The organism is Mesorhizobium sp. B2-4-2 (assembly GCF_006442845.1).
In the GTDB taxonomy this organism is placed as follows: Bacteria; Pseudomonadota; Alphaproteobacteria; order Rhizobiales; family Rhizobiaceae; genus Mesorhizobium.
In genome coordinates, this window is record NZ_VFVM01000001.1 from 609548 (window position 1) to 630537 (window position 20990).

The 20990-nt window shown below is 63.3% G+C and carries 21 protein-coding genes; 6 read left to right on the plus strand and 15 right to left on the minus strand.

The window, feature by feature from the left end; genetic code table 11:
* The first annotated feature begins 108 nt into the window (after positions 1 to 108).
* A complete protein-coding gene (locus tag FJ942_RS02900) occupies positions 109 to 1011 on the plus strand; it encodes a DMT family transporter (protein ID WP_224617863.1) in 903 nt (300 codons plus the stop codon).
* 9 nt (positions 1012 to 1020) lie between these two features.
* Here the strand turns inward: FJ942_RS02900 and FJ942_RS02905 are convergent, their stop codons facing one another.
* From FJ942_RS02905 to FJ942_RS02915, 3 genes are all read right to left on the minus strand, one after another.
* A complete protein-coding gene (locus FJ942_RS02905; RefSeq protein ID WP_140555832.1) occupies positions 1021 to 1824 on the minus strand; it encodes a helix-turn-helix transcriptional regulator in 804 nt (267 codons plus the stop codon).
* 48 nt (positions 1825 to 1872) lie between these two features.
* Positions 1873 to 2745: a uracil-DNA glycosylase gene (locus tag FJ942_RS02910; protein ID WP_140657993.1), complete on the minus strand. Its 873-nt coding sequence runs from the start codon at positions 2743 to 2745 to the stop codon at positions 1873 to 1875.
* Between the two features lie 109 nt (positions 2746 to 2854).
* Entirely contained in the window at positions 2855 to 3499 is a 645-nt protein-coding gene (locus FJ942_RS02915; protein ID WP_140657991.1) for a hypothetical protein, read from the minus strand.
* A gap of 220 nt (positions 3500 to 3719) precedes the next feature.
* Between FJ942_RS02915 and FJ942_RS02920 the strand changes: the two genes are divergently transcribed.
* Positions 3720 to 5399: an electron transfer flavoprotein-ubiquinone oxidoreductase gene (locus tag FJ942_RS02920; RefSeq protein ID WP_140657989.1), complete on the plus strand. Its 1680-nt coding sequence runs from the start codon at positions 3720 to 3722 to the stop codon at positions 5397 to 5399.
* A 138-nt stretch (positions 5400 to 5537) separates the two neighbouring features.
* Entirely contained in the window at positions 5538 to 6131 is a 594-nt protein-coding gene (locus tag FJ942_RS02925) for a DUF922 domain-containing protein (protein ID WP_140657987.1), read from the plus strand.
* 13 nt (positions 6132 to 6144) lie between these two features.
* Here FJ942_RS02925 and FJ942_RS02930 read toward each other — a convergent pair whose 3' ends face one another.
* From FJ942_RS02930 to FJ942_RS02945, 5 genes are all read right to left on the minus strand, one after another.
* Positions 6145 to 7155, minus strand: coding sequence for an endonuclease/exonuclease/phosphatase family protein (locus FJ942_RS02930; protein WP_224680932.1), 1011 nt, complete (start codon positions 7153 to 7155; stop codon positions 6145 to 6147).
* Positions 7156 to 7314: 159 nt separating this feature from the next.
* Positions 7315 to 8775 (minus strand): AMP nucleosidase, encoded by a 1461-nt coding sequence (locus tag FJ942_RS02935; protein WP_246679641.1) that lies wholly within the window; start codon positions 8773 to 8775, stop codon positions 7315 to 7317.
* 101 nt (positions 8776 to 8876) lie between these two features.
* Positions 8877 to 9071 carry a hypothetical protein gene (locus tag FJ942_RS02940; protein ID WP_140494649.1) on the minus strand — a complete coding sequence of 65 codons (195 nt, stop codon included), beginning with the start codon at positions 9069 to 9071 and terminating at the stop codon, positions 8877 to 8879.
* Positions 9072 to 9124: 53 nt separating this feature from the next.
* The gene (locus tag FJ942_RS28410) at positions 9125 to 9283 is read right to left on the minus strand and encodes a hypothetical protein (RefSeq protein WP_181169517.1); all 159 of its coding nucleotides are present in this window, start codon (positions 9281 to 9283) and stop codon (positions 9125 to 9127) included.
* A 207-nt stretch (positions 9284 to 9490) separates the two neighbouring features.
* A complete protein-coding gene (locus FJ942_RS02945) occupies positions 9491 to 9832 on the minus strand; it encodes a DUF2147 domain-containing protein (protein WP_140494647.1) in 342 nt (113 codons plus the stop codon).
* A 446-nt stretch (positions 9833 to 10278) separates the two neighbouring features.
* On the opposite strand from FJ942_RS02945, the gene FJ942_RS02950 reads away from it, so the two are divergent.
* Positions 10279 to 10545 carry a sel1 repeat family protein gene (locus FJ942_RS02950; protein WP_010915070.1) on the plus strand — a complete coding sequence of 89 codons (267 nt, stop codon included), beginning with the start codon at positions 10279 to 10281 and terminating at the stop codon, positions 10543 to 10545.
* Positions 10546 to 10944: 399 nt separating this feature from the next.
* Positions 10945 to 12066 carry a branched-chain amino acid ABC transporter substrate-binding protein gene (locus FJ942_RS02955; protein ID WP_140494645.1) on the plus strand — a complete coding sequence of 374 codons (1122 nt, stop codon included), beginning with the start codon at positions 10945 to 10947 and terminating at the stop codon, positions 12064 to 12066.
* Between the two features lie 153 nt (positions 12067 to 12219).
* Here the strand turns inward: FJ942_RS02955 and FJ942_RS02960 are convergent, their stop codons facing one another.
* The 6 genes from FJ942_RS02960 to FJ942_RS02985 all read right to left on the minus strand — a co-directional run bounded on the left by FJ942_RS02960 (position 12220) and on the right by FJ942_RS02985 (position 18571).
* Positions 12220 to 14181: an acetyl/propionyl/methylcrotonyl-CoA carboxylase subunit alpha gene (locus FJ942_RS02960; protein WP_140494642.1), complete on the minus strand. Its 1962-nt coding sequence runs from the start codon at positions 14179 to 14181 to the stop codon at positions 12220 to 12222.
* Positions 14163 to 14726: an O-acetyl-ADP-ribose deacetylase gene (locus FJ942_RS02965; protein ID WP_140517990.1), complete on the minus strand. Its 564-nt coding sequence runs from the start codon at positions 14724 to 14726 to the stop codon at positions 14163 to 14165. The genes FJ942_RS02960 and FJ942_RS02965 overlap by 19 nt, the downstream gene beginning before the upstream one ends.
* Position 14727: 1 nt before the next feature.
* Positions 14728 to 16335 (minus strand): carboxyl transferase domain-containing protein, encoded by a 1608-nt coding sequence (locus FJ942_RS02970; protein ID WP_140897187.1) that lies wholly within the window; start codon positions 16333 to 16335, stop codon positions 14728 to 14730.
* 1 nt (position 16336) lies between these two features.
* Positions 16337 to 17500 carry an isovaleryl-CoA dehydrogenase gene (locus FJ942_RS02975; protein WP_140555818.1) on the minus strand — a complete coding sequence of 388 codons (1164 nt, stop codon included), beginning with the start codon at positions 17498 to 17500 and terminating at the stop codon, positions 16337 to 16339.
* 66 nt (positions 17501 to 17566) lie between these two features.
* Positions 17567 to 18217: a TetR/AcrR family transcriptional regulator gene (locus tag FJ942_RS02980; protein WP_140567723.1), complete on the minus strand. Its 651-nt coding sequence runs from the start codon at positions 18215 to 18217 to the stop codon at positions 17567 to 17569.
* 69 nt (positions 18218 to 18286) lie between these two features.
* The gene (locus FJ942_RS02985; RefSeq protein WP_140897188.1) at positions 18287 to 18571 is read right to left on the minus strand and encodes an acylphosphatase; all 285 of its coding nucleotides are present in this window, start codon (positions 18569 to 18571) and stop codon (positions 18287 to 18289) included.
* Between the two features lie 166 nt (positions 18572 to 18737).
* Between FJ942_RS02985 and FJ942_RS02990 the strand changes: the two genes are divergently transcribed.
* Positions 18738 to 19742, plus strand: a complete 1005-nt coding sequence (locus tag FJ942_RS02990) for a bifunctional helix-turn-helix transcriptional regulator/GNAT family N-acetyltransferase (RefSeq protein ID WP_140897189.1) — start codon at positions 18738 to 18740, stop codon at positions 19740 to 19742.
* A gap of 36 nt (positions 19743 to 19778) precedes the next feature.
* On the opposite strand, the gene FJ942_RS02995 is transcribed toward FJ942_RS02990, so the two are convergent.
* Positions 19779 to 20891, minus strand: coding sequence for a pyridoxal phosphate-dependent aminotransferase (locus tag FJ942_RS02995; RefSeq protein WP_140897190.1), 1113 nt, complete (start codon positions 20889 to 20891; stop codon positions 19779 to 19781).
* Positions 20892 to 20990: the final 99 nt, after the last annotated feature.

The following is a 20990-nucleotide window of genomic DNA, read 5'->3' on the forward strand; positions in this document are numbered from 1 at the left end:
GGCAACGCCGGCGCGCACCTGGGCAACCACGCGGGAAGCGGCGGGAGCGTGACAGCAGGCCGCGACAACAGTGACAATACCGTAGGGCACAACACGCTCACCGGCATTATGCTGAAGATCGTCTCGGTGGCGGTCTTCGTCGGCATGTCGACCTGCATCAAGGCGGCGGGCACTGTGCCGGCGGGACAGATCGTCTTCTTCCGCTCCTTCTTCGCTATCTTTCCGATCATTGCCTTTCTGGCTTTCAAGGGAAATCTCGGCACGGCTTTCAGTACAAGCCGTCCGTTCAACCACATCGCGCGCGGCGTCGTCGGCGTCTGCGCCATGGGGCTCGGCTTCTTCGCGCTGACGCGGTTGCCGCTGCCAGAAGCAATCACGCTGAATTACGCCCAGCCACTGTTGGTGGTGGTGTTCAGCTCGATTTTCCTCGGCGAAGCCATTCGTGTCTATCGCTGGAGCGCGGTCGCCGTCGGCCTCGTCGGTGTGCTGATCATCTCCTGGCCGGAGCTGACGCTCCTGAGTTCCGGCGAGGCGCTCGATGACCAGGAGGTGCTCGGCGTCATCGCCGCATTGATAGCGGCGGCGATTTCGGCCGTCGCCATGCTGCTCGTGCGCAATCTCGTGCAAAGCGAGCGCACCGCCACGATCGTGCTTTGGTTTTCGGTCACCGCGAGCGTCATGGCGCTGCTGTCGCTGCCGTTTGGGTGGCAGGCGCTGACGCCGGGGCAGGCGGTCCTTCTTGTCGCCGCCGGCTTCTGCGGCGGCCTTGGCCAGATCCTGATGACCTCGGCTTACCGCCATGCGGAGGCATCGGTGGTGGCGCCGTTCGAATACACCTCGATGATCCTCGGCGTCTTGGTCGGCTATCTCGTCTTCGGCGATGTCGCCACGCTGAACACGCTGACCGGCGGTCTGATCGTCGTTGCCGCCGGCATCTTCATCATCTGGCGCGAACGTCAACTCGGCCTGGAACGCACCCGCACGCGCAAGGCCGCCCCGCCGCAGGGGTGATCAGCACCGTTAGGCCCGCTCTTTCGCCAATCTTACCAGCGCCGTCCGCGTCTGCTCGTCGGCCGGAAAGAAGGACTCGATCGCCAGCTCCGACAGCGTCACGTCCAGCGGCGTGCCGAACACGGTGATGGTGCTGATGAACGACAGCACCTGATCCCCATGGGCAAGCCGCAGCGGATGCACGATGCCGCTCGGCTCGACCCGCGCCGGCCGCCTACTCTTCGGGCCGGAGGGATAACCGCGCAACTCACGCTCCAGTTCGATCAGCACCGGATCGCCTGACGCGTCGTTCTGGTGCTTCAGGCGTTCCAGCAGGTGCGCCCGCCACTCCGCGAGATTGACGATGCGCGGCGCGACACCTCCAGGGTGCAGGCTGAGCCGCAGCACGTTGACTGGCGGCTTGAGCAGCGAGGGCTCGGAAACGTCGGCCAGGAACGGCCCAATGGCAGTGTTTGCCGAAACGAGGTTCCAGTGCCGGTCCACCGCGAGCGCCGGGAACGGCTCGTGCCCTCGAAGCACCGTCTCGACCGCCGCCATGGCCGGTGCCAGCGAAATGTCGGTCAGCGGCCTTTCGCTGAAGCTCGGCGCAAAGCCCGCCGCCAGCAAGAGCTGGTTGCGCTGGCGAAGCGGGATCGAAAGCTGCTCGGCCAGGTGTAGCACCATGTCGCGCGACGGCGCGGCCCGCCCGCTCTCGACGAAGCTCAGATGCCGCTGCGAGATATCGGCTTCCGTGGCGAGGTCGAGCTGGCTCATCCGGCGTCGCGTGCGCCATTCACGGATGAGGCTGCCGGCGGAGGTTTGAGGAGATATCATGAGGGCATGGTTAGGGCGACGGCAGGCGCATTTCAATTACCCGCGAGGTCATGGAGAGGTGAGCGCTCTTAGCTTCGCCTTCACCTCGAGAAAATCCCGCCAAGCCAGCTTCTTGTGCGTCGGCGTCCTCAGTAGATAGGCCGGGTGCAGCGTCGGCATCGCCGGAATAACGACGCCGGACGCTGTCGTGTGGGCGCGCCAGTTGCCGCGCAGCCGCAAGATGCCTTCGCTCGTATTCAGAAGGGTTTTGGCCGAGGGCCCGCCGAGATTGACCAGCACCTTCGGCTTGACCAGTTCGATCTGCCTTTCGATGAACGGCCGGCAGATCTCGGTTTCGTGCGGCGTCGGCGTGCGGTTTCCCGGCGGCCGCCAGGGGATGACATTGGCGATGTAGACGGATGTCCGGTCTAGCCCGATCGCGGCCAACATGCGGTCTAGCAGCCGGCCGGAGCGGCCGACGAAGGGCAGGCCTTCTATATCCTCGTCACGGCCGGGCGCCTCGCCGACCAGCATCACCGATGCATCCGGGTTGCCGTCGGCAAAGACCAGGTTCTTGGCGGTGAACTTCAGGTTGCAGCCGTCAAAAGTCGACATGTGCTGGCGAAGCTCGTCCAGCGTCGAGGCAGCCGAGGCCAATTCACGCGCCAGCGCCGCCTGCGCCTCGTCGGGTACCGCCGAAATGGGCGGGCGCGCCGGCGGAGCGTTAGGCACGGCGCTCGCATCGAGACGCGGTTGGGCGGGCCGCTCCGGTGCTCTGCTATCGCTCGGCGCGGCAGCCGGCATCCGCTCCGCCGGCTTGGGCGCGGCTTCCGCGAAGCGGTTCACCGGCGCGTCCTCCAACGCCTCGTCGACGCCCGCGCTGGCATAGAAGGCGAGCAGCTCGGCGATATCAGGTCGGCTGTTTGGGGAAGCGGCAGTCATGGCGCCACCATCGTTCGACTGGTCGCATATTGCAAGTTGGTGATTGGGGACATTGGCACAACCGGGCAATGACGGCCTGTCTGTGGCAGCGTCATACGCTCACCGCAACCTAACCCGTCGGTATGCGCGGGTCCTGCACCAGATAAAAGGTCCAGCGCGGCGTATAGTCGGTGATCAGGAATTCGAACCTGGCGGTCTTTAGCGGGTCGACCTTGCCGTTCTTGAACAGCAGACGGTCATACGGTTCAAAATCGCGGTCGAAATCGGCAAAATTGCTCGACCAGATATTGTCAGGCGTCTTGTTGCGCTGGTCGAACGAAAGCCCGTCGCCGAAGACGCTCGGCTGATTCAGGACCTCCTGAAGCTCGAACTGGAATTCGATCCAGGCCTGGCCGCTGTTGTTGAGCACGTCCAAGCGCAAATACATGATGCCGTTGGCGAACTCGCCCGCCTTGCCGAACGCCTGGATCGGCTTGGTTGCACGGATGGTCAACGTCACCGGCGTCGCTGAATTCAGCTCTTCGGTGATGACGAGCGGATCGTCCTTGGTGCCGGTGCCGGAAGCGCCGGTGATTTCGAACCCGCCAAGCTCGTCGGAGAAGGAGTAGGCACCGGTGGCCCAGACCTTCACCTCGTCTGCAAAGGCATGGACCGGCGCCAGCAGGGGGAGGGCCGAAAGGAACGCCCGGCAGGCCCTGCCGGGCGTCGATGGGAAGCGCGTTGATGAGAAGCCGCCTGGCCCAGGAATGCGCATGGTGCGAAGTATGGCCGATAAGCAAGCCGTCGAACAATTAAAAACGTACGCGTTGCGGGCAGGCCGGCGCAAAACGGGTGTCCTTCGGCACGATGCGCGACTTTTTGGCCAAATCCGCGTTGTCACAGACGCGCCGGTTTCCTGTCGCGACTTGATGCGCTATGCAGCGCATGAGCCAGCAAGATACGCGCAATAGCGACAAGCCAGTGCGGAGGGGTTGATGAGCGATATCGAACGCGAAAGCATGGAATTCGACGTGGTGATCGTCGGTGCGGGCCCGGCCGGCCTCGCCGCCGCCATCCGCCTGAAGCAAGTCAATCCCGAGCTTTCCGTGGTCGTGCTGGAAAAGGGCGGTGAGGTTGGCGCCCACATCTTGTCAGGAGCCGTCGTCGATCCAATCGGCATCGACCGGTTGCTGCCGGGCTGGCGCGACGAACAAGACCATCCATTCAAAACGCCGGTCACGGCGGACCATTTCCTGGTGCTTGGCCCCGCCGGCTCTTTCCGCCTGCCCAACATGATGATGCCGCCTCTGATGAACAATCACGGCAACTACATCGTCTCGCTTGGCAATGTCTGCCGCTGGCTGGCCGCCAAGGCCGAGGCGCTCGGCGTGGAAATCTATCCGGGGTTCGCCGCGGCCGGCCTGCTCTATAACGAGGAAGGCGCCGTCACCGGTGTTGTCACCGGCGACATGGGCGTCGAAAAGGATGGCACACACGGCCCGGGTTTCGCGCCGGGCATGGCGCTGATGGGCAAATATGTGCTGATCGGAGAGGGCGCGCGCGGCTCGCTCGCCAAGCAGTTGATCGCCAGGTTCAGGCTTTCCGAGGGCCGCGAGCCGGGCAAATACGGCATCGGCCTCAAGGAACTGTGGCAGGTCAAGCCGGAGAAGCACAGGCCGGGTCTCGTCCAGCACTCCTTCGGCTGGCCGCTCGATCTCAAGACCGGCGGCGGCTCTTTCCTCTATCATCTGGACGACAATCAGGTGGCGGTGGGCTTCGTCGTCCACCTCAATTACAAGAACCCCTGGCTGTCGCCGTTCGAGGAGTTCCAGCGCTTCAAGACCCACCCGGCGATCAGCGGTACTTTCGAGGGCGCCAGGCGGTTGGGCTATGGCGCGCGCGCGATTACCGAAGGCGGCTGGCAGTCGGTGCCGAAACTGTGCTTCCCGGGTGGCGCGTTGATGGGCTGCGCCGCCGGCCTCGTAAACGTCCCGCGCATCAAGGGCTCGCACAATGCCGTGTTGTCGGGAATGCTGGCGGCCGAGCATGTCGCCGAGGCAATCGCCGCCGGCCGCGCCAATGACGAGCTCTCCGCTTACGAAGCCGCGTGGCGGGCGACAGACATCGGCAAGGATCTGAAGAAGGTGCGCAACGTCAAGCCGCTGTGGTCGCGCTTCGGCACCATCGCCGGCGTCGCCATCGGCGGCCTGGACATGTGGCTGAACACTTTGTTCGGCTTCTCGCCCTTCGGCACGCTGAAGCATGGCAAGGCCGACTACGCCACGCTAGAGCCCGCCGCGAAGCACAAGAAAATAGACTATCCCAAGGCCGATGGCGTGCTGACCTTCGACCGCTTGTCCTCGGTGTTCCTGTCCAACACCAACCACGAGGAAAACGAGCCGGTGCATCTGCTGGTGGCGGACATGGAGCTGCAGAAGCGTTCCGAGCATGACGTCTTTGCCGGACCTTCGACGCGCTACTGCCCTGCAGGCGTCTACGAATGGGTCGACAAGGACGGCAATGCCGCTGCCGATCCGGCGGCCAAGGACGTGCGCTTCGTCATCAACGCGCAGAACTGCGTCCACTGCAAGACCTGCGACATCAAGGATCCGAACCAGAATATCGACTGGGTGCCGCCGCAAGGTGGCGAAGGCCCGGTCTATCAGAACATGTGAGCGTGCCCGGCCAAGCCGTCACGAAGAACATGCGAGCGGCGGCGGACTTGTCTGTCGCCGGCGACCGCCTGCCTCGATCAAGCCCGTTGAAGCCTTCCGCCGAGTGTGGTCTGCTCGGCTCCGACAAAGGAGGCGGACATGCGCCTGACCAGCCCCACGATGCTCGCCATGGCCTTCATGCTGCTTTGCGCATCAGCCGCGTCGGCGGGCACAAAGCTCACCGTTCACATCCGCACCTATGATGTCGTTGGAAATACCGGAGCCGCCCTTGTCGAGGCAATGGACCGGCTGGGACCCAAGCACGGCTATATGGCGCGTGCCATCGCCGAAACCGGTTACGCCGTGCATTGGGATCTCGATATTGTCCGGAAGGATGGTGCCTGCCATCTGCGGCAGGCCAACGGGACGCTGAACCTGACCTACACTTTCCCGCGGCTCTCGTCGGCAAGCCCTGTCCTGCGCGAACGTTGGGACCGTTTCATGATCGGCGTTCGCAAGCACGAGCAGACGCATGGCGGTATCGCGAGGCGTATGATGCGGGCCACCGAGGCCGCGCTTGCCGGCCTGCGGCGCCCGGACAACTGGTTCTGCACCGCCACGCATCTCGAGGCGCGGCGCCGGATCAAGGCCATCTATGTCGAATACGAAGCCAGGCAGAACGCTTTCGATGCGCGCGAGCATCGCGGCGGCGGGCCTGTCGAGCACCTTGTCGAAGCGTTGACCAAACCCTGAGAATGCCGAAGCATCAACCGCGCGGATTGTTTTCAAGGTCGCTCGCCGCGAGCGCGCTCTCATGCTCGTCATGGGGCAGCCTGTCGTCGGGGCGAAGCGAGAACTCCACGAGTACGGGAAGATGGTCGGAGCCGGTATCTTCCAGTCGCGTTGACGACAGAATGGTCACGCCGCCCTTGCTGAACGCCTGGTCGATCGGGAGGCCTGCATAGCGGCGCAGGAAGTCGGGCAGCTTCCGGTGAATCCAGGTCGACCCGGCCGACGGCATGACCGTCAGTCCGCCGAGAGCGGCGACGCGCCGCACCGCGGCGCTCCATGGCACCGCGTTGCAATCGCCGGCCATGATGGCGGTTTGGCCGAGCGATGAAAGCTGCTCCGAGAGTTCGCCGATCTGCCAATACTGTTCCCGCGGCCACGGCCAGCTGAGATGGATGGCGGCGACGTCGGCGCTCCTGCCGCCGAAATCGATGGTCGCAACGGCCATTGCGCCCCGGCGCTCGCAATGTGGCGCGGTGCCGGCGAGAAAGGGCCGCCGCGAGAGCAGCGCGACGCCGAATACGCCGTTGGGATAGGGACAGAGGATCCGGTATGGATAGGCGCTGGCGATGTAGCCAAGCTCCGTCGCCCACATCGCCGACACCTCGTCCAGGGTGATGACGTCGGGATTGGTCCGGCCGATCAGTGACAGCACTTTTTTCGGCGTCGGGTTGTCGTAGCGCAGATTCATCTGCAGCAGGCTGTAGACTACCTGGTCGGTGGGTTTGGCGACCGCCTGAACCGGCCACGGCCGGGGCAAGGCGGTCGAAGCGGTGGCAAGAGCGGCCACGGCAAAAACCAGGGCCGCGGCCGCTTGCAGGCGAAACGATGTCGCCAGCAGCGGCAGCGCGCAAAGCGCCATCAGCACGGCGAGGTGAATGCGGAAATGCGAAAAGGAATCGAGCGCCGGGTGCAACGCGCCTAAGAAGCCGGCCACCAGCGCGACCGAGAGCGTCATCATCACGATGAATACCAGTGAAGCCGCCATGTCTCGACTGCGTTTCATCGGATCAGATCTGCATGAGTTGCCTGCGATGGTCCCCGCCCGGTTATCGGCAAAAATGCGGCTCAATCAAGATAGCGAATTGCCGGCAAGATGGCGAATCGCCGGCAAGACGGCGAATGGCTCTGGCGGCGCGCAGATCGGCTACTGGAAGGCCGTTTCCGAAAAACTTCTGAGCTTGCGCGAATGCAGCCGCTCCATCGGCATTTCCGAAAGCTTTTCCATCGCCCTGATGCCGATGGTGAGGTGCTGCGCCACCTGCCGCTTGTAGAATTCGGTCGCCATGCCGGGCAGCTTCAGTTCGCCATGCAGCGGCTTGTCGGAGACACACAAGAGCGTGCCGTAAGGCACGCGGAAGCGGAAGCCATTGGCCGCGATCGTTGCCGATTCCATGTCAAGTGCGATCGCCCTCGACTGCGAAAGCCGCTGCACCGGTCCGCGCTGGTCGCGCAGTTCCCAGTTGCGGTTGTCAATGGTGGCGACAGTGCCGGTGCGCATGATGCGCTTGAGATCGTACCCCGACAGGCCGGTGACTTCGGCCACCGCTTCCTGCAATGCCACCTGGATTTCGGCCAGCGGCGGGATCGGCACCCAGACTGGCAGGTCGTCGTCCAGCACGTGATCCTCGCGCACATAGGCATGCGCCAGCACATAATCGCCCAGCGCCTGCGTATTGCGCAGGCCCGCGCAGTGGCCGAGCATCACCCAAGCATGAGGCCTTAGCACAGCGATATGATCGGTGATCGTCTTGGCGTTGGAGGGTCCGACACCGATATTGACCATGGTGATCCCGCCATGGTTCGGCTTCTTCAAGTGGTAGGCCGGCATCTGCGGCAGGCGCTGCGGCGCCACCCCTTCGCTCGGGGCGCTCTGCCCGGCTTTGGTGACCACGTTGCCCGGTTCGATGAATTCGGCATATCCGCCGCCGCCATTCTCCATCAGGTCACGGGCGCGCGCCACGAACTCGTCGATATAGAACTGATAGTTGGTGAACAGCACGAAATTCTGGAAATGCTGCGGCGTGGTCGCGGTATAGTGCGACAGGCGGTGGAGCGAATAGTCGATCCGCTGCGCGGTGAAGGGCGCCAGCGGCCTTGGTTCTCCGAACGCCACTTCGAACGTGCCGTTGGCGATCTGGTCGTCTGTACCGTCGAGATCTGGCACGTCGAACAGGTCTCGGATAGGCCGCTGGATACGCTCGGCCGCGGTTCCGTCGACATGGGTGCCTTCGAGAAAGGCGAAATGCAGCGGGATCGGCGTTGTCGATTCCGAGACCGTGACCGCGACCCCGTGGTTGCGCATGATCAGACGCAATTGCTCGACCAGATAGCTTTCGAACAGGCTCGGCTGGGTGATGGTGGTGGAAAAATGCCCCGGCGTCGGCATGTGGCCATAGGCTTGGCGCGAATCGATCTGGGTGAACGAGTTGGTCGTGACGCCGATCTCCGGGTAGAAGGCGCGGTAGCGCTTGCTGCTGTCGCCGCCGGCGGCAAGCGCCGCGAAGGAGTCGCGCAGGAACTTGGTGTTGCGGTCATAAAGGGCTTGCAACGCCGCGACGGCCTTTTCTGCGGTGTCGAAGCTTTGCCGGCCAAAAGGCGAGGGCATGACGACAGATTCGATGGCTTGGGGATAGATTCGCTTTTCCATGGCTCAATATAGAGATTTGGAAAGGCGGTTGGGAGGGGTGTCCCGATCGAAGGCGCAATTTATCCGCGCTGCAGGCTGACCAGCAGCACGAAACCGACGCCCGACTTCTTCAGTGCTGGCGCGTCGATCGTGGAACCGGCATCGGCACGCATCATCGGTACGGCCAGGACCGGCGCGGCAAGAAACGCCAGAATGAGCGCCGCCCGCGGCAGAAGCCGAACGGTTTTGAAGAGGTTGGCGGCGATGCGGTTCATGGTCTTTGCTTTTCTTTCGAGGTCTTGGTTTGGTCAGGTCTTTGGTTTCTGTCTCAGGGGCGAAGGGTGGTCGGGCAGGCGAGGCGGCAGGTTCTGGAACTGGCCTCGTCCCAGGAACGGGCCGGACGGCCCGCTTCGGCGACGAGGATGGCGAAGAACATTCCAAACAGGCTCACCAGCAGGCAGACGATGGTGAAGCGGCGGGCGAGCATTGGTCGTGTCTCCTTCAATACGCAGGAGAATGCCCGGGCACGACTGAACCGGCTCTGATGCCGACGTTCATCTGCCGTTCAAATCGGTTGATGGATTTTGAGGCGGCGCTGGCCATAAGGAGCATGGCTGCCGGCACAGCATGCCAGGATCATGAAACGAAAACGGGGCCTGCCGGCCCCGTTTTCATGTCGCAAGGATGGGGTCGATCAGAGCTTGTGCCAGGTCTGGCTCTTGCAGATCAGCCCGCCGAGCACGCAACCGCTCATTTTCAGCGAGGTGCCCGATAGTGTCGCCTTGCCGGAGTAGGTCTTGTCGTTTGCCGGGTCGGTTATGTTGCCGGTGTATTTGTTGTCGCCGGACGCCTTGAGCGAACCGATGGTCTTGCCGGCATATTTGCCAGACTTCAGCGTGATGGAAAATGAACCCGAGCCCCCGATGGCCGCGGTATCGCCGGCCTGCGTCTTCCAGTTTCCCTCGATCGGATCGGCCCAGGCCAGACCGGTCAGGATCAAAGTGGCCGCCAGGGCCAGGCTTGCTTTTCGAAACATCTTTCCTCCCTTGGATACCCGGCAGGAGGCTCCGCCTCGCCGGTCTGCCGCTTACGCAAACGTAAGCTAATCCAGCTCCCCGCAAAACAAAAGCGGTGCCGCAGCGGAAGCTTTGGCAATTCAGAAGCGCCGACGGAAGCAATGTCGGCAGGGAAATGAATGTATGCATGCGCGGCGTTTGTTTCGCGTGGTTAGCGGAGTGTTGATTCCGCTCGCGAAAATTTTCGTCAAATTTGGCGCTATCCGGCTGAATCGCTGGCTTTGTATCCTTAACGAATTTCCACGTTTACCTATTGTTTTAGCTTTGTTTTCCTCAAATTAAGCACGCCATTTAACGACGGATTCAAGCCTGCGCGGCATTCTCGAAAGCATCGAAAGAGCAGCCCGGACAGACAAACGGAGGCAGCTCTCGGGAGCCAGACAGGGCCGGAAGAGAGGATTGAAAAATGGCACGTTTTGAAATGCTTGAAGCAGGCTTCGGCGCCATGGGGGCAACTGCCCAGGCCGACATTCTTTTCGAACTGGGGATGATGTATGCGACGGGCCGCGATTGCGAGACCGATGTCGTCGCCGCCCACAAATGGTTCAACATCGCCGCGATCAAGGGTTCGGCCCGCGCTGCGGAATTGCGTTCGGAACTGTCGGCTGCGATGTCGAAGGTCGAGATCGCCAAGGCGCTGCGCGAAGCCCGCGAATGGATGACGATGCACTGAATTTAGAGATAAGGCAGGGCGGCCTTCTGGTCCGCCAGGCAAGGACAAGGCCGCGGTAAGACGGCCACGCGACAAAACCAAGAACGCGGCACGCCCGACAGGGCCAGCGGCGCGGCGGCCATGATCCGGTTTTCGGAAAAATCAGGGCCAGCAGGAAGACAGGGAAGGCGAGTTGGGTTCGAGTGCGGGGGCGCTTGAGAAACAACTCGACAGGCAAAGCCGCGACCGGCCGGAACAAGGCCGGCGCGGCTTTTGCCTTTTTGCTCCAGAGATGCTCCGCAGGCCTAATCGAGCGCCGCCAATGCGCCTAGACAGGCCACACGAAGGATGAAATTGTCCGGCCTCTCTGGAAGAAGCGTGGCCGGGGCGGCCGCGCGTGAGTGGAGGAGTCATACCGCAATGAAAAAATTAAGTATTTTGAACGCGGCCATTTTCGGCCTGATGATGAGCGCGCCGGTCGCCTATGCCGACGACATCACCTTTTCGGTGGTCGGTCCGATGACCGGACAGCTCGCCACCATTGGCGATCAGTTCAAGCAGGGCGCGCAGGCTGCCGCCGACGCGATCAATGCCGCCGGCGGTGTCGACGGTCGCCAGATCAAGCTCGATATCGAGGATGACCAGTGCGACCCGAAGCAGGCGGTTTCGGTCGCCAACCGTATCGTCGCCAATGGCGTCAAGTTCATCGACGGCCACGCTTGCTCGGGTTCGAGCATTCCGGCTTCCGCCGTCTATGCCGAAGCCGGTGCCCTGATGATGAGCCCGGCCTCCTCGAACCCGGTGCTGACCGACGCCGCAGCGAAGGCCGGCTGGCCGACGATCATGCGCCTCTATACGCGTGACGATGCGCAGGGTGCCTTCATCGGCCCCTGGATCGCGAAGAAGTATGCCGGCAAGAACGTCGTCATCCTGCATGACAAGAGTGCCTACGGTCAGGGCGTTGCCGATGCGGTCAAGGCGACGATGAATGCCGGCGGCCTGAAGGAAGTGGACTATGAAGGCATCAATGCCGGCGAAAAGGACTATTCGGCGCTCGTCACCAAGCTCAAGGACCTCAAGGCCGACGTTGTCTATTTCGGCGGTTACCACCCGGAGGCTGGCCTGATCCTGCGCCAGTCGGCGGAACAGGGCATCAAGTTCCAGCTGATCATGCCGGATTCGATAGCCTCGCCGGAATTCTGGCAGGTTGCCGGCCCGGCCGGCGAAGGCACCATGTTCGTCTTCCCGTCGGATCCTCAGGCAAAGCCGGAAGCCAAGGCAGCCGTCGAGAAGATCAAAGCCGGCGGTTTCGTGCCGGAAGGCTTCACGCTATTCTCCTACGCCACGATCCAGGCCTTTGCGGAAGGCATCAAGCGTGCCGGCAGCGATGATCCGGCCAAGGTCGCCGAGGCGCTGAAGAACGGGCAGCCAATCAGCACGGTTGTCGGCAATGTCACCTTCGACGAGAAGGGCGACCTCAAGAACGCCAGCTACGACATCAACCAGTGGCACGACGGCAAGTATGCGCCGATCCAGCCGTAATCGCTGCCTATATCGATGAAATGGCCGGGCTCGTCCCGGCCATTTCATTTCTGCCTGTGTGTCTTGCCATGGACATATAACGGCGGTCGACATTCTACGGCGCCTCTCTCTGTCCGGCAGGACAGGGACGCTTGGCGTCCGGCAGCGAGGCTGTCAGCCTTGCATATCCTCGAACCGCACCAGCACAGTGCCGTCGGTAACCTGCGCGCCCTCGGTGGCGATCTCGGCGATCACGCCATCATGGGGCGCGGCGATGGTGTGCTCCATCTTCATCGCCTCGAGAATAAGCAGCGGTTGCCCCTTCATCACCGTATCGCCCTTTGTCGCCCGCACAAGCTTGACCAGTCCCGGCATCGGCGCGCGCAAACTGCCTGACGCCGCCGCCGCATCATCGCCTCTGGCCAACGGGTCCGGCACCGCGAACGTATAGCCGGCCGCGCCTTCGAATATCGTGATGTGGCCTGGCCAGCGGGCGAGGCGAGGAACGGCGCGAAGGTCATGCGAATTGGCGCTGTCATAGGGTGCATGGAGCGTCACCTGGGAACGCCGGTCTGGTCGTACCGAAACCCTTGCCAGAATATCGTCCTCGCCAAACTTCAGCCGGATCTGTCGTGCCATGCCATGGAAATGCGTGTAGCCGGCAAGCGACGACCATGGATCATCCGATGCCGGCAGCGCGCCCGCCCCGGAGGCCGCTATGGCCGCGGCCGCGACCGTTTCGCCGCTCGGCGGCGCAATCTCGGTCAGCGCCTGCTGGTGGCGGCCTATCAGGCCGGTATCGACGTCGCCCGCCGAAAAGTCCGGATCGGTCACCAGCGCGGCGAGGAAGGCGGTATTGACGATCGAACCGGCGACTTCGGTTCGCGCAAGCGCCGCGCCGAGTGCCTCCAGCGCAGCCGGCCTGTCCCCGCCATGCACCACCAGCTTGGCGATCATCGGATCATAATAGGGAGAAATGGCGTCGCCGGCCCGCACCCCGGTTTCGACACGCATGGCGGCCCCTTGGGGAACCATGTCGGGAAATTTCAGATGATGCAGCGTGCCGGTCGCAGGCAGAAACTCCCTTGCGGCATCCTCGGCATAGAGGCGCGCCTCGAAGGCGTGGCCGGCTAGCTTTATCTCGCCTTGCGTTTTCGGCAGCTTCTCGCCGGATGCGACCCGCAACTGCCATTCTACCAGATCAGTGCCGGTGACCATCTCGGTGACCGGGTGCTCGACCTGCAACCTCGTGTTCATCTCCATGAACCAGAAGCGGTCAGGCGTCAGGCCTTGCGAGGCATCGACGATGAATTCGATGGTCCCGGCACCGCAGTAGCTGATCGCCTTGGCGGCCTTCACCGCCGCCTCGGTCATCGCCTTGCGTAACGCCTCCGTCATGCCGGGGGCGGGGGCTTCCTCGATAACCTTCTGATGGCGTCGCTGCACCGAGCAGTCGCGTTCGAACAGATGGACGGCATTGCCGAAATTGTCGCCGAAAACCTGCACCTCGATGTGGCGCGGTTTGTCGATATATTTTTCCACCAGTACACGGTCGTCGCCAAAAGCGGATTTCGCCTCGCGTCGTGCGCTCGACAGCGCTTCGGAAAACTCGTCGGGGTGCTCGACCCGGCGCATGCCCTTGCCACCGCCGCCGGCCCGCGCCTTGATCAGCACGGGGTAGCCGATTTCGCGTGCCTTAGAGGCCAGGACCACGATCTCCTGTGCCTCGCCATGGTAGCCCGGCACGACGGGCACGCCGGCCTTTTCCATCAGCCGTTTGGCGGCATCCTTCAGCCCCATGGCGCGGATAGAGGCCGCCGACGGGCCGATGAAGGTGAGCCCCGCGGCCGCCACCTGGTCGACGAAATCAGGATTTTCCGACAGGAAGCCATAGCCGGGATGAACGGCTTGCGAGCCTGTCGCCAAGGCGGCCGCGACGATCTTGTCGCCGCGCAGATAGCTGTCGCTGACAGGCGAGGCACCGATATGTACCGCCTCGTCGGCCATCTCGACATGCAGGGATTTCGCATCGGCATCGGAATAGACGGCAACCGTGCGCACCCCCATCCTGCGCGCCGTGCGGATCACCCGGCATGCGATCTCGCCTCGGTTGGCGATCAGGATCTTTGTGAACATGAAACCTCCGTAGACTGCGTTCGCCTCGAGGAAGCAACGGCCTCACGGTATAGTTCGGCCATTTGTTCGTCGAAGCAGCAGAAGATGACGGTCTGCGGCGTCGTATTTCCGCTCAAGAAGCTATTTACGGCGCCGACTGCAATTGCTGCCGCCTCATCCCTCGGATAGCGGTAGATGCCCGTCGAGATCGCCGGAAAGGCGACCGAGCGGCATTCCTTCTCGGCGGCGATTTCGAGCGAACGCCGATAGCAGGAGGCGAGCAACTCCGCCTCGCCCTTGCCGCCGCCCTGCCAGACTGGACCGACCGTATGGATGACGTAGCGGGCCGGCAGCCGATAGCCCTTGGTCAACTTTGCATCGCCGGTCTTGCAGCCGTTGAGCGTGCGGCATTCGGCGAGGAGTTCCGGCCCCGCCGCCCGGTGAATGGCGCCGTCGACCCCGCCGCCGCCGAGCAGCGAGGAATTGGCCGCGTTGACAATGGCGTCGACATCCAACTTGGTGATGTCGCCGACGTTAATGCGGATCCTGTCCTGCACCTCGCCCATTTCACATCCTGAACACGCCGAAGCGCGTTTCCTCGATCTCCGCGTTGAGCGCGGCCGAGAGGCTGAGCGCCAGCACCTCGCGCGTCCTGGCCGGATCGATGATGCCGTCGTCCCATAGCCTTGCGGAGGAATAGAGCGGGTGGCCTTCATGCTCGTATTTCATCAGGATCGGCTTCCTGAACTTCGCTTCTTCCTCAGCGCTCCATTCGCCGCCCTTGCGCTCGATACCCTCGCGCTTGACCATGGCCAGCACCGTCGCCGCCTGCTCGCCGCCCATCACCGAAATGCGGGCGTTCGGCCACATCCACAGGAAGCGGGGCGAGTAGGCGCGCCCGCACATGCCGTAGTTGCCGGCGCCGAACGAGCCGCCGATGATCACGGTGACCTTGGGCACGCGGGCGGTGGCGACTGCCATCACCAGCTTGGCGCCGTCCTTGGCGATGCCGCCTGCCTCATATTTGCGCCCCACCATGAAGCCGGTGATGTTCTGCAGGAACACCAGTGGAATCTTGCGTTGGCAGCACAGTTCGATGAAATGCGCGCCCTTCAGCGCGCTTTCGGAAAACAGCACGCCATTGTTGGCGATGATGCCGACCGGCATGCCGTGGAGATGGGCAAAGCCGGTGACGAGCGTGGTGCCGTAATTCTGCTTGAACTCATCGAACTCCGAACCGTCGACGAGGCGCGCGATCACCTCGCGCACGTCATAGGGCTGGCGCAGATCCGTCGGCACGATGCCGTAGATCTCATCTGCCGGATGAAGCGGCGGAATCGGTTTCTGGACGGCAAGGCTTACGGTCTTGTTCCGATTGAGGTTCTTGATGATGCGCCGGCAGATGGCCAGCGCATGCTCGTCGTCGAGCGCGTAGTGGTCGGCGACGCCGGAGAGCCGTGTATGGACGTCGGCGCCGCCGAGATCCTCGGCGCTGACGTCCTCGCCGGTGGCGGCCTTCACCAGCGGGGGACCGCCGAGGAAGATGGTTGCCTGGTTGCGCACCATGATCGTCTCGTCCGACATTGCCGGCACATAGGCGCCGCCCGCCGTGCACGAACCCATGACGCAGGCGATCTGCGGGATGCCTGAGGCGGACATGTTGGCCTGGTTGTAGAATATGCGCCCGAAATGCTCGCGGTCGGGAAACACCTCGTCCTGGTTGGGCAGGTTGGCGCCGCCGCTGTCGACCAGGTAGACGCAAGGCAGATTGTTCTGCAGCGCGATCTCCTGCGCGCGCAGATGCTTCTTCACCGTCAGCGGGTAATAGGTGCCGCCCTTCACCGTGGCGTCATTGACGACGACCATCACTTCCGTGCCTTCGACGCGCCCGATACCGGCGATGATGCCGGCGGAGGGAATGTCCTCGCCATACATCGACCATGCGGCGAACTGGCCGATCTCGAGAAAGGGCGACCCGGTGTCGAGCAATTGCGCCAGCCGCTCGCGCGGCAGCAGCTTGCCGCGCGCGACGTGTCGCTCGCGCGCCTCTTCCGAGCCACCGCGCTCGACGCTCGCGGCCTTTTCGGCGATATCGCCGACCAGCGCCCGCATGCGTTCGGCATTGGTGTGGAAGGTATCGGAGGAAGGGGAGATCTGGGTCCGGAGGACGGCCATGCTATACCCCCTCCGCCATGATCTCGCGGCCGATCAGCCATCGCCGGATTTCGCTGGTGCCGGCACCGATTTCGTAGAGCTTGGCGTCGCGTAGCAGCCGGCCGGTCGGATAGTCGTTGATGTATCCGTTGCCACCCAGAAGCTGGAGTGCGTCAAGCGTCATCTGCGTTGCTTTTTCGGCGGCAAACAGAATGCAGCCTGCGGCGTCCTTGCGGGTGGTCTGGCCGCGGTCGCAGGCGGCGGCGACCGCGTAGACATAGGCGCGCGCGGCGTTCATCGTCGTGTACATGTCGGCGAGCTTGCCTTGCACCAACTGGAATTCCCCGATCGCCTGGCCGAACTGCTTGCGCTCATGCACATAGGGCACCGCGACGTCGAGACACGCGGCCATCAGGCCGATCGGGCCACCGGCCAGCACCGTGCGCTCATAGTCGAGACCAGACATCAGCACCTCGACGCCACACCCTTCCTCGTGCAGCACGTTGTCGAACGGCACCTCCACATTATCGAAAACCAGTTCGCCGGTGTTGGAGCCGCGCATGCCGAGCTTGTCGAGCTTTTGCGCGACCGAAAATCCGGCAAAGGCCTTTTCGACGATGAAGGCGGTGATACCGCGGGCATGACGCTCTGGATCGGTCTTGGCATAGACCACCAGCGTCTCGGCGTCCGGGCCGTTGGTGATCCACATCTTGGTGCCGTTGAGCACGTACCGGTCATTGCGCTTTTCGGCGCGCAGCCTGAGCGAGACGACGTCGGAGCCGGCGCCGGGCTCCGACATGGCCAGCGCGCCGACGCGCTCGCCCGAGCAAAGCGGCGGCAGGAATTTCTCCTTCTGCGCCGGCGTTGCCCAGCGGTTGATCTGGTTGACGCAGAGATTGGAGTGGGCGCCGTAGGACAGGCCGACCGAGGCCGAGGCCCTTGATATCTCCTCAACGGCGATCACGTGCGCGAGATAGCCCATGCCACTGCCGCCGAACTCCGGATCGGCGGTGATGCCGAGGAGGCCGAGATTGCCGAGTTCCGCCCACAGATGCGCCGGGAATTCGTTCGAGCGGTCGATTTCCGCGGCGATCGGCGCGATCCTGTCCTGGGCGAAGCGCCGCACCAGCTCGCGCAATGCCTCGACATCCTCGTCATGCCCGAAGCTGAGCGTGTTCGTGTACATCCGGTTCCTCCTGCCGCATGACCCCCGAAAATCGACTTGGATTTTCGGAAAAGATCATGCGCGAAACTAAAATCCCACGGCGTCGTTTGCGCGTCCAAACGGATGTGCGGCGCTGTAGGTGTCGATCGTCGCGCCGACGAGCCGCATCGTCATCGAAAGATATGTCGCCGTGACTTCTGCGATCGACAGCCGCTCGCCCGGCCGGAACCAGACGATGACACCGGTCATCATCTGGATCAGCGCCATGGCGGTGAGGCCGGTGTCTTCGACGACGAACACGCCTGCCTCGGCGCCGTCACGCAGAATGGCGCGCAGTTCCTTCTCATAGGCCGTGCGCATCCGCAGTATCTGGGTCAGTCTTTCGGGCGACAGGCTGCGCAGCTCCATGTTCGAAACATGCGTCGCATGGCGGCGGGCGATGTGGAAGGCGATGTGGTTCTCGACATAGGCCGAAAGCCGGCTTGCCGGATCGGCATCGGCGGGCCGTGCGGCGTTCCAGGCTGCGATCAGCTCTTCCATATGCTCGCGCATCAGCGTGAACAGCAAATCCTCCTTGGTCGGGAAATAGCGATAAAGCGCGGCTGCCTGCACGCCTACTTCGGATGCCAGCTGGCGCATCGACATCGCCTCATAGCCGAGCCGCGCGATCAGGTTGACCGCCGCCTCGCGGGCTGCCGCCTCGGTCTTCCCGCCATCGGATCCTGTCGTGCGCGCCAAAAGAGCCTCCCTTGTTGCGAATTAATAAAACGAACGTTCAATTAATTCAAGAGGTATGCCGAAGCCGCATCAGGCATCGATCCGGAAGCCGGTCACAGGATTGCTGGATACCGCATCTTCAACGTCAATCCCGGAAACGGATGCTCCCGGCGGTCCTTTCCAAAGTCGTTCGATCATGGTCGAGACGGCCTCGCCTGTGCCGGCAATCTCGGCGGTCACCGAGCCATCCGCTTCATTGCGCACCCAGCCCGCAAGCCCAAGGCTGGCGGCCTGGCTTCGGACCCAGATCCTGTAGCCGACGCCTTGCACCTTGCCGTGGGCCCGCACACGCACTGCCTTGCGATCGTCAGCCATTGCGTCTCTCCCGAGGCTCGTCTGCTGGAATCTGGCGCAGGCGAGGGGGAATGCAACAGGCCGGTCGAACGAGGATGGAGGGGGCCCGAGTCGAACTCGAATTTAATTGACTCAGTCCACTAAATTTCTAACACTGTGGCTATCATCACCCAAGGGCTGAACGCAGATGCTGGACCAACGCAGTGCTTTGGTGGCCGATATCAGGCACTTCAACCGTTTCTACACCCGCACTGTCGGCCTTCTCGACGAGACCTTGACGCAGAGCCCGTTCACGCTCACCGAGGCGCGCGTCCTGTTCGAGCTTGGTCATCGGGATCGCCCGGCGGCGGCGGAAATCGCCGGCGAGCGAGGCTTCCTTTCGGAGACATTCGACATCGATGTCGGCCCGGCCGCCTCCGAAATCGCCAGGCAACTGCGTCTCGACGCGGCCTATCTGACGCGGATCCTGCGAAAATTCGCCGGCGAAGGCCTGACCGAGACCCGGACCGATCCGGTCGACCGGCGAAGGCGTATCCTGTCGCTGACGGCAAGGGGGCGGGCCGCCCTTGCCGGTCTGCAGGCCGCGGCGGACCGCGACACTTCCCGGCTTATCGAGAACCTGCCCGACCACCGCTTGGCCGAACTCGGCGACGCCTTGCGCAAGGCAGCGGAGCTGCTGGGCGATCCGGCGGCTGAAGGCCAGACGGCGCCCCCCGTCGTGACGTTGCGTCCGCATCGCGTCGGCGACATTGGCTGGGTGGTGCAGCGTCAGGCCCAGCTCTACGCCGAGGAATATGGCTGGAGCATCGAGTTCGAAGCCTTGGTTGCCGAAATCGGAGCCGACTTCATCCGCAATTTCAAGCCAGGGCGCGATTTCTGCTGGATCGCCGAACGCGCCGGCCTCCCGCTTGGCGCGGTGTTTCTGGTTCACCAGGACGACGAGGTCGCGAAACTGCGGCTGCTGCATGTCGAGGCTGCGGCGCGCGGGTTGGGCATCGGCAAGCGCCTGGTTGCGGAATGCGTGAACCAGGCGCGCGCCTGCGGCTACATCAAGCTCGTTCTGTGGACGAATGACATTCTGGTCGCCGCCCGCGCGATTTATGAGCGCGCCGGGTTCAGACTGGTTTCACAGGAGCGCCATCACAGTTTCGGCAAGGAACTCACCGGCCAGAACTGGGAACTCGATCTCTAACGGGCCGGCAAGTGTCGCCGCTATGGCAACGCTCGTTTAGTTTCCACGGGCGGCGGCCAGTGCGCCGGGCAGTTCCTCGGCAAAAATGTCAAGCTCGTGGTCCAGTCCGACGCTGACGCGGATGCAACGATCGAGCCCCGGCGCCATCGGCTTGCGGATGAAGACGTCGCGCGACAACAGGCCTTGCAGGATCTTCAGCGCGAAAGCGCCGTCGCGGCAGCAATCGATGGTGACGAAATTGGTCGCCGACGGCAGCGGCGTCAGCCCGTTCTGTTCGGCTATCTGCGCGATGCGCCGGCGCCCTGCCGCCACCCGCGCCACCACTGAATCCAGATAATCCTGGTCGGCGAGCGCCTCGACGCCCGCCACCTGCGCCATGCGGCTGACGCCGTAGTGGTTGCGGATCTTCTCGAAATCGCTGATCACCTGGGCCTCGGCGACCGCATAGCCGCAGCGTATGCCGGCAAGCCCGTAAGCTTTCGAAAAGGTGCGCATGCGGATGACGTTCGGCCGCGAGACGTCGATGGGCGGCAGTGCGGAGGCCGGCCCCAATTCTCCATAGGCTTCATCGAGCACGAGCATGGTGGTTTCCGGCAGCGCTTCGATGAAGCGCGTCAGCTCGGCCGCTTCCCACCAGCTCCCCATGGGGTTGTCCGGATTGGACAGATAGACCAGCGGCGCTTTCTCCCTGGCGGCTGCAGCCAGCAGCCCTTCCAAATCCTCGTGGTCGTTCGCATAGGGCACGGTGACAAGCCTTCCGCCGACACCGGCAATGTGGAAGTTGAAGGTGGGATAGGCGCCGAGCGAGGTGACCACCGCATCGCCAGGCGCAACATACATGCGCGCCACCAGACCAAGCAGGCCATCGATGCCTTCGCCGACCACGACGTTCTCGACCTTGAGATCATGATGCGCTGCCGCGGCCACCTTCAGGTCGTGATTGTCCGGATCGCAATACATCCACATGTCGCGCGCGATCTCGGCCATCCGGGCGATGACGCGCGGCGAGGGTCCGAAGCTGCTCTCATTGGCGCCGATGCGGGCGCGGAATGCACGCCCGCGCTCGCGCTCCTGCGCTTCGGGGCCGACAAACGGCACGGTCGACGGAAGCGCGGCAACGAGCGGCATAAGGGGAGGGCGCAGACGCATGGCAAAAGCTCGCGTGAGGGAAGGGGCTTCTTGCTAGCGCGCTCAACGGGCGGGTGCAAGTTGCGCGAGCCCGCATCCGCGATGCTGGATTTTTCATTC

Bases quoted from the DNA above. Each gene is read 5' to 3' on its own strand.
- FJ942_RS02900 (WP_224617863.1), top strand. From the start codon at position 109: ATGCTGAAGATCGTCTCGGTGGCGGTCTTCGTCGGCATGTCGACCTGC.
- FJ942_RS02905 (WP_140555832.1), bottom strand. From the start codon at position 1,824: ATGATATCTCCTCAAACCTCCGCCGGCAGCCTCATCCGTGAATGGCGC.
- FJ942_RS02910 (WP_140657993.1), bottom strand. From the start codon at position 2,745: ATGACTGCCGCTTCCCCAAACAGCCGACCTGATATCGCCGAGCTGCTC.
- FJ942_RS02915 (WP_140657991.1), bottom strand. From the start codon at position 3,499: ATGCGCATTCCTGGGCCAGGCGGCTTCTCATCAACGCGCTTCCCATCG.
- FJ942_RS02920 (WP_140657989.1), top strand. From the start codon at position 3,720: ATGAGCGATATCGAACGCGAAAGCATGGAATTCGACGTGGTGATCGTC.
- FJ942_RS02925 (WP_140657987.1), top strand. From the start codon at position 5,538: ATGCGCCTGACCAGCCCCACGATGCTCGCCATGGCCTTCATGCTGCTT.
- FJ942_RS02930 (WP_224680932.1), bottom strand. From the start codon at position 7,155: ATGGCGGCTTCACTGGTATTCATCGTGATGATGACGCTCTCGGTCGCG.
- FJ942_RS02935 (WP_246679641.1), bottom strand. From the start codon at position 8,775: ATGCCCTCGCCTTTTGGCCGGCAAAGCTTCGACACCGCAGAAAAGGCC.
- FJ942_RS02940 (WP_140494649.1), bottom strand. From the start codon at position 9,071: ATGAACCGCATCGCCGCCAACCTCTTCAAAACCGTTCGGCTTCTGCCG.
- FJ942_RS28410 (WP_181169517.1), bottom strand. From the start codon at position 9,283: ATGCTCGCCCGCCGCTTCACCATCGTCTGCCTGCTGGTGAGCCTGTTT.
- FJ942_RS02945 (WP_140494647.1), bottom strand. From the start codon at position 9,832: ATGTTTCGAAAAGCAAGCCTGGCCCTGGCGGCCACTTTGATCCTGACC.
- FJ942_RS02950 (WP_010915070.1), top strand. From the start codon at position 10,279: ATGGCACGTTTTGAAATGCTTGAAGCAGGCTTCGGCGCCATGGGGGCA.
- FJ942_RS02955 (WP_140494645.1), top strand. From the start codon at position 10,945: ATGAAAAAATTAAGTATTTTGAACGCGGCCATTTTCGGCCTGATGATG.
- FJ942_RS02960 (WP_140494642.1), bottom strand. From the start codon at position 14,181: ATGTTCACAAAGATCCTGATCGCCAACCGAGGCGAGATCGCATGCCGG.
- FJ942_RS02965 (WP_140517990.1), bottom strand. From the start codon at position 14,726: ATGGGCGAGGTGCAGGACAGGATCCGCATTAACGTCGGCGACATCACC.
- FJ942_RS02970 (WP_140897187.1), bottom strand. From the start codon at position 16,335: ATGGCCGTCCTCCGGACCCAGATCTCCCCTTCCTCCGATACCTTCCAC.
- FJ942_RS02975 (WP_140555818.1), bottom strand. From the start codon at position 17,500: ATGTACACGAACACGCTCAGCTTCGGGCATGACGAGGATGTCGAGGCA.
- FJ942_RS02985 (WP_140897188.1), bottom strand. From the start codon at position 18,571: ATGGCTGACGATCGCAAGGCAGTGCGTGTGCGGGCCCACGGCAAGGTG.
- FJ942_RS02990 (WP_140897189.1), top strand. From the start codon at position 18,738: ATGCTGGACCAACGCAGTGCTTTGGTGGCCGATATCAGGCACTTCAAC.
- FJ942_RS02995 (WP_140897190.1), bottom strand. From the start codon at position 20,891: ATGCGTCTGCGCCCTCCCCTTATGCCGCTCGTTGCCGCGCTTCCGTCG.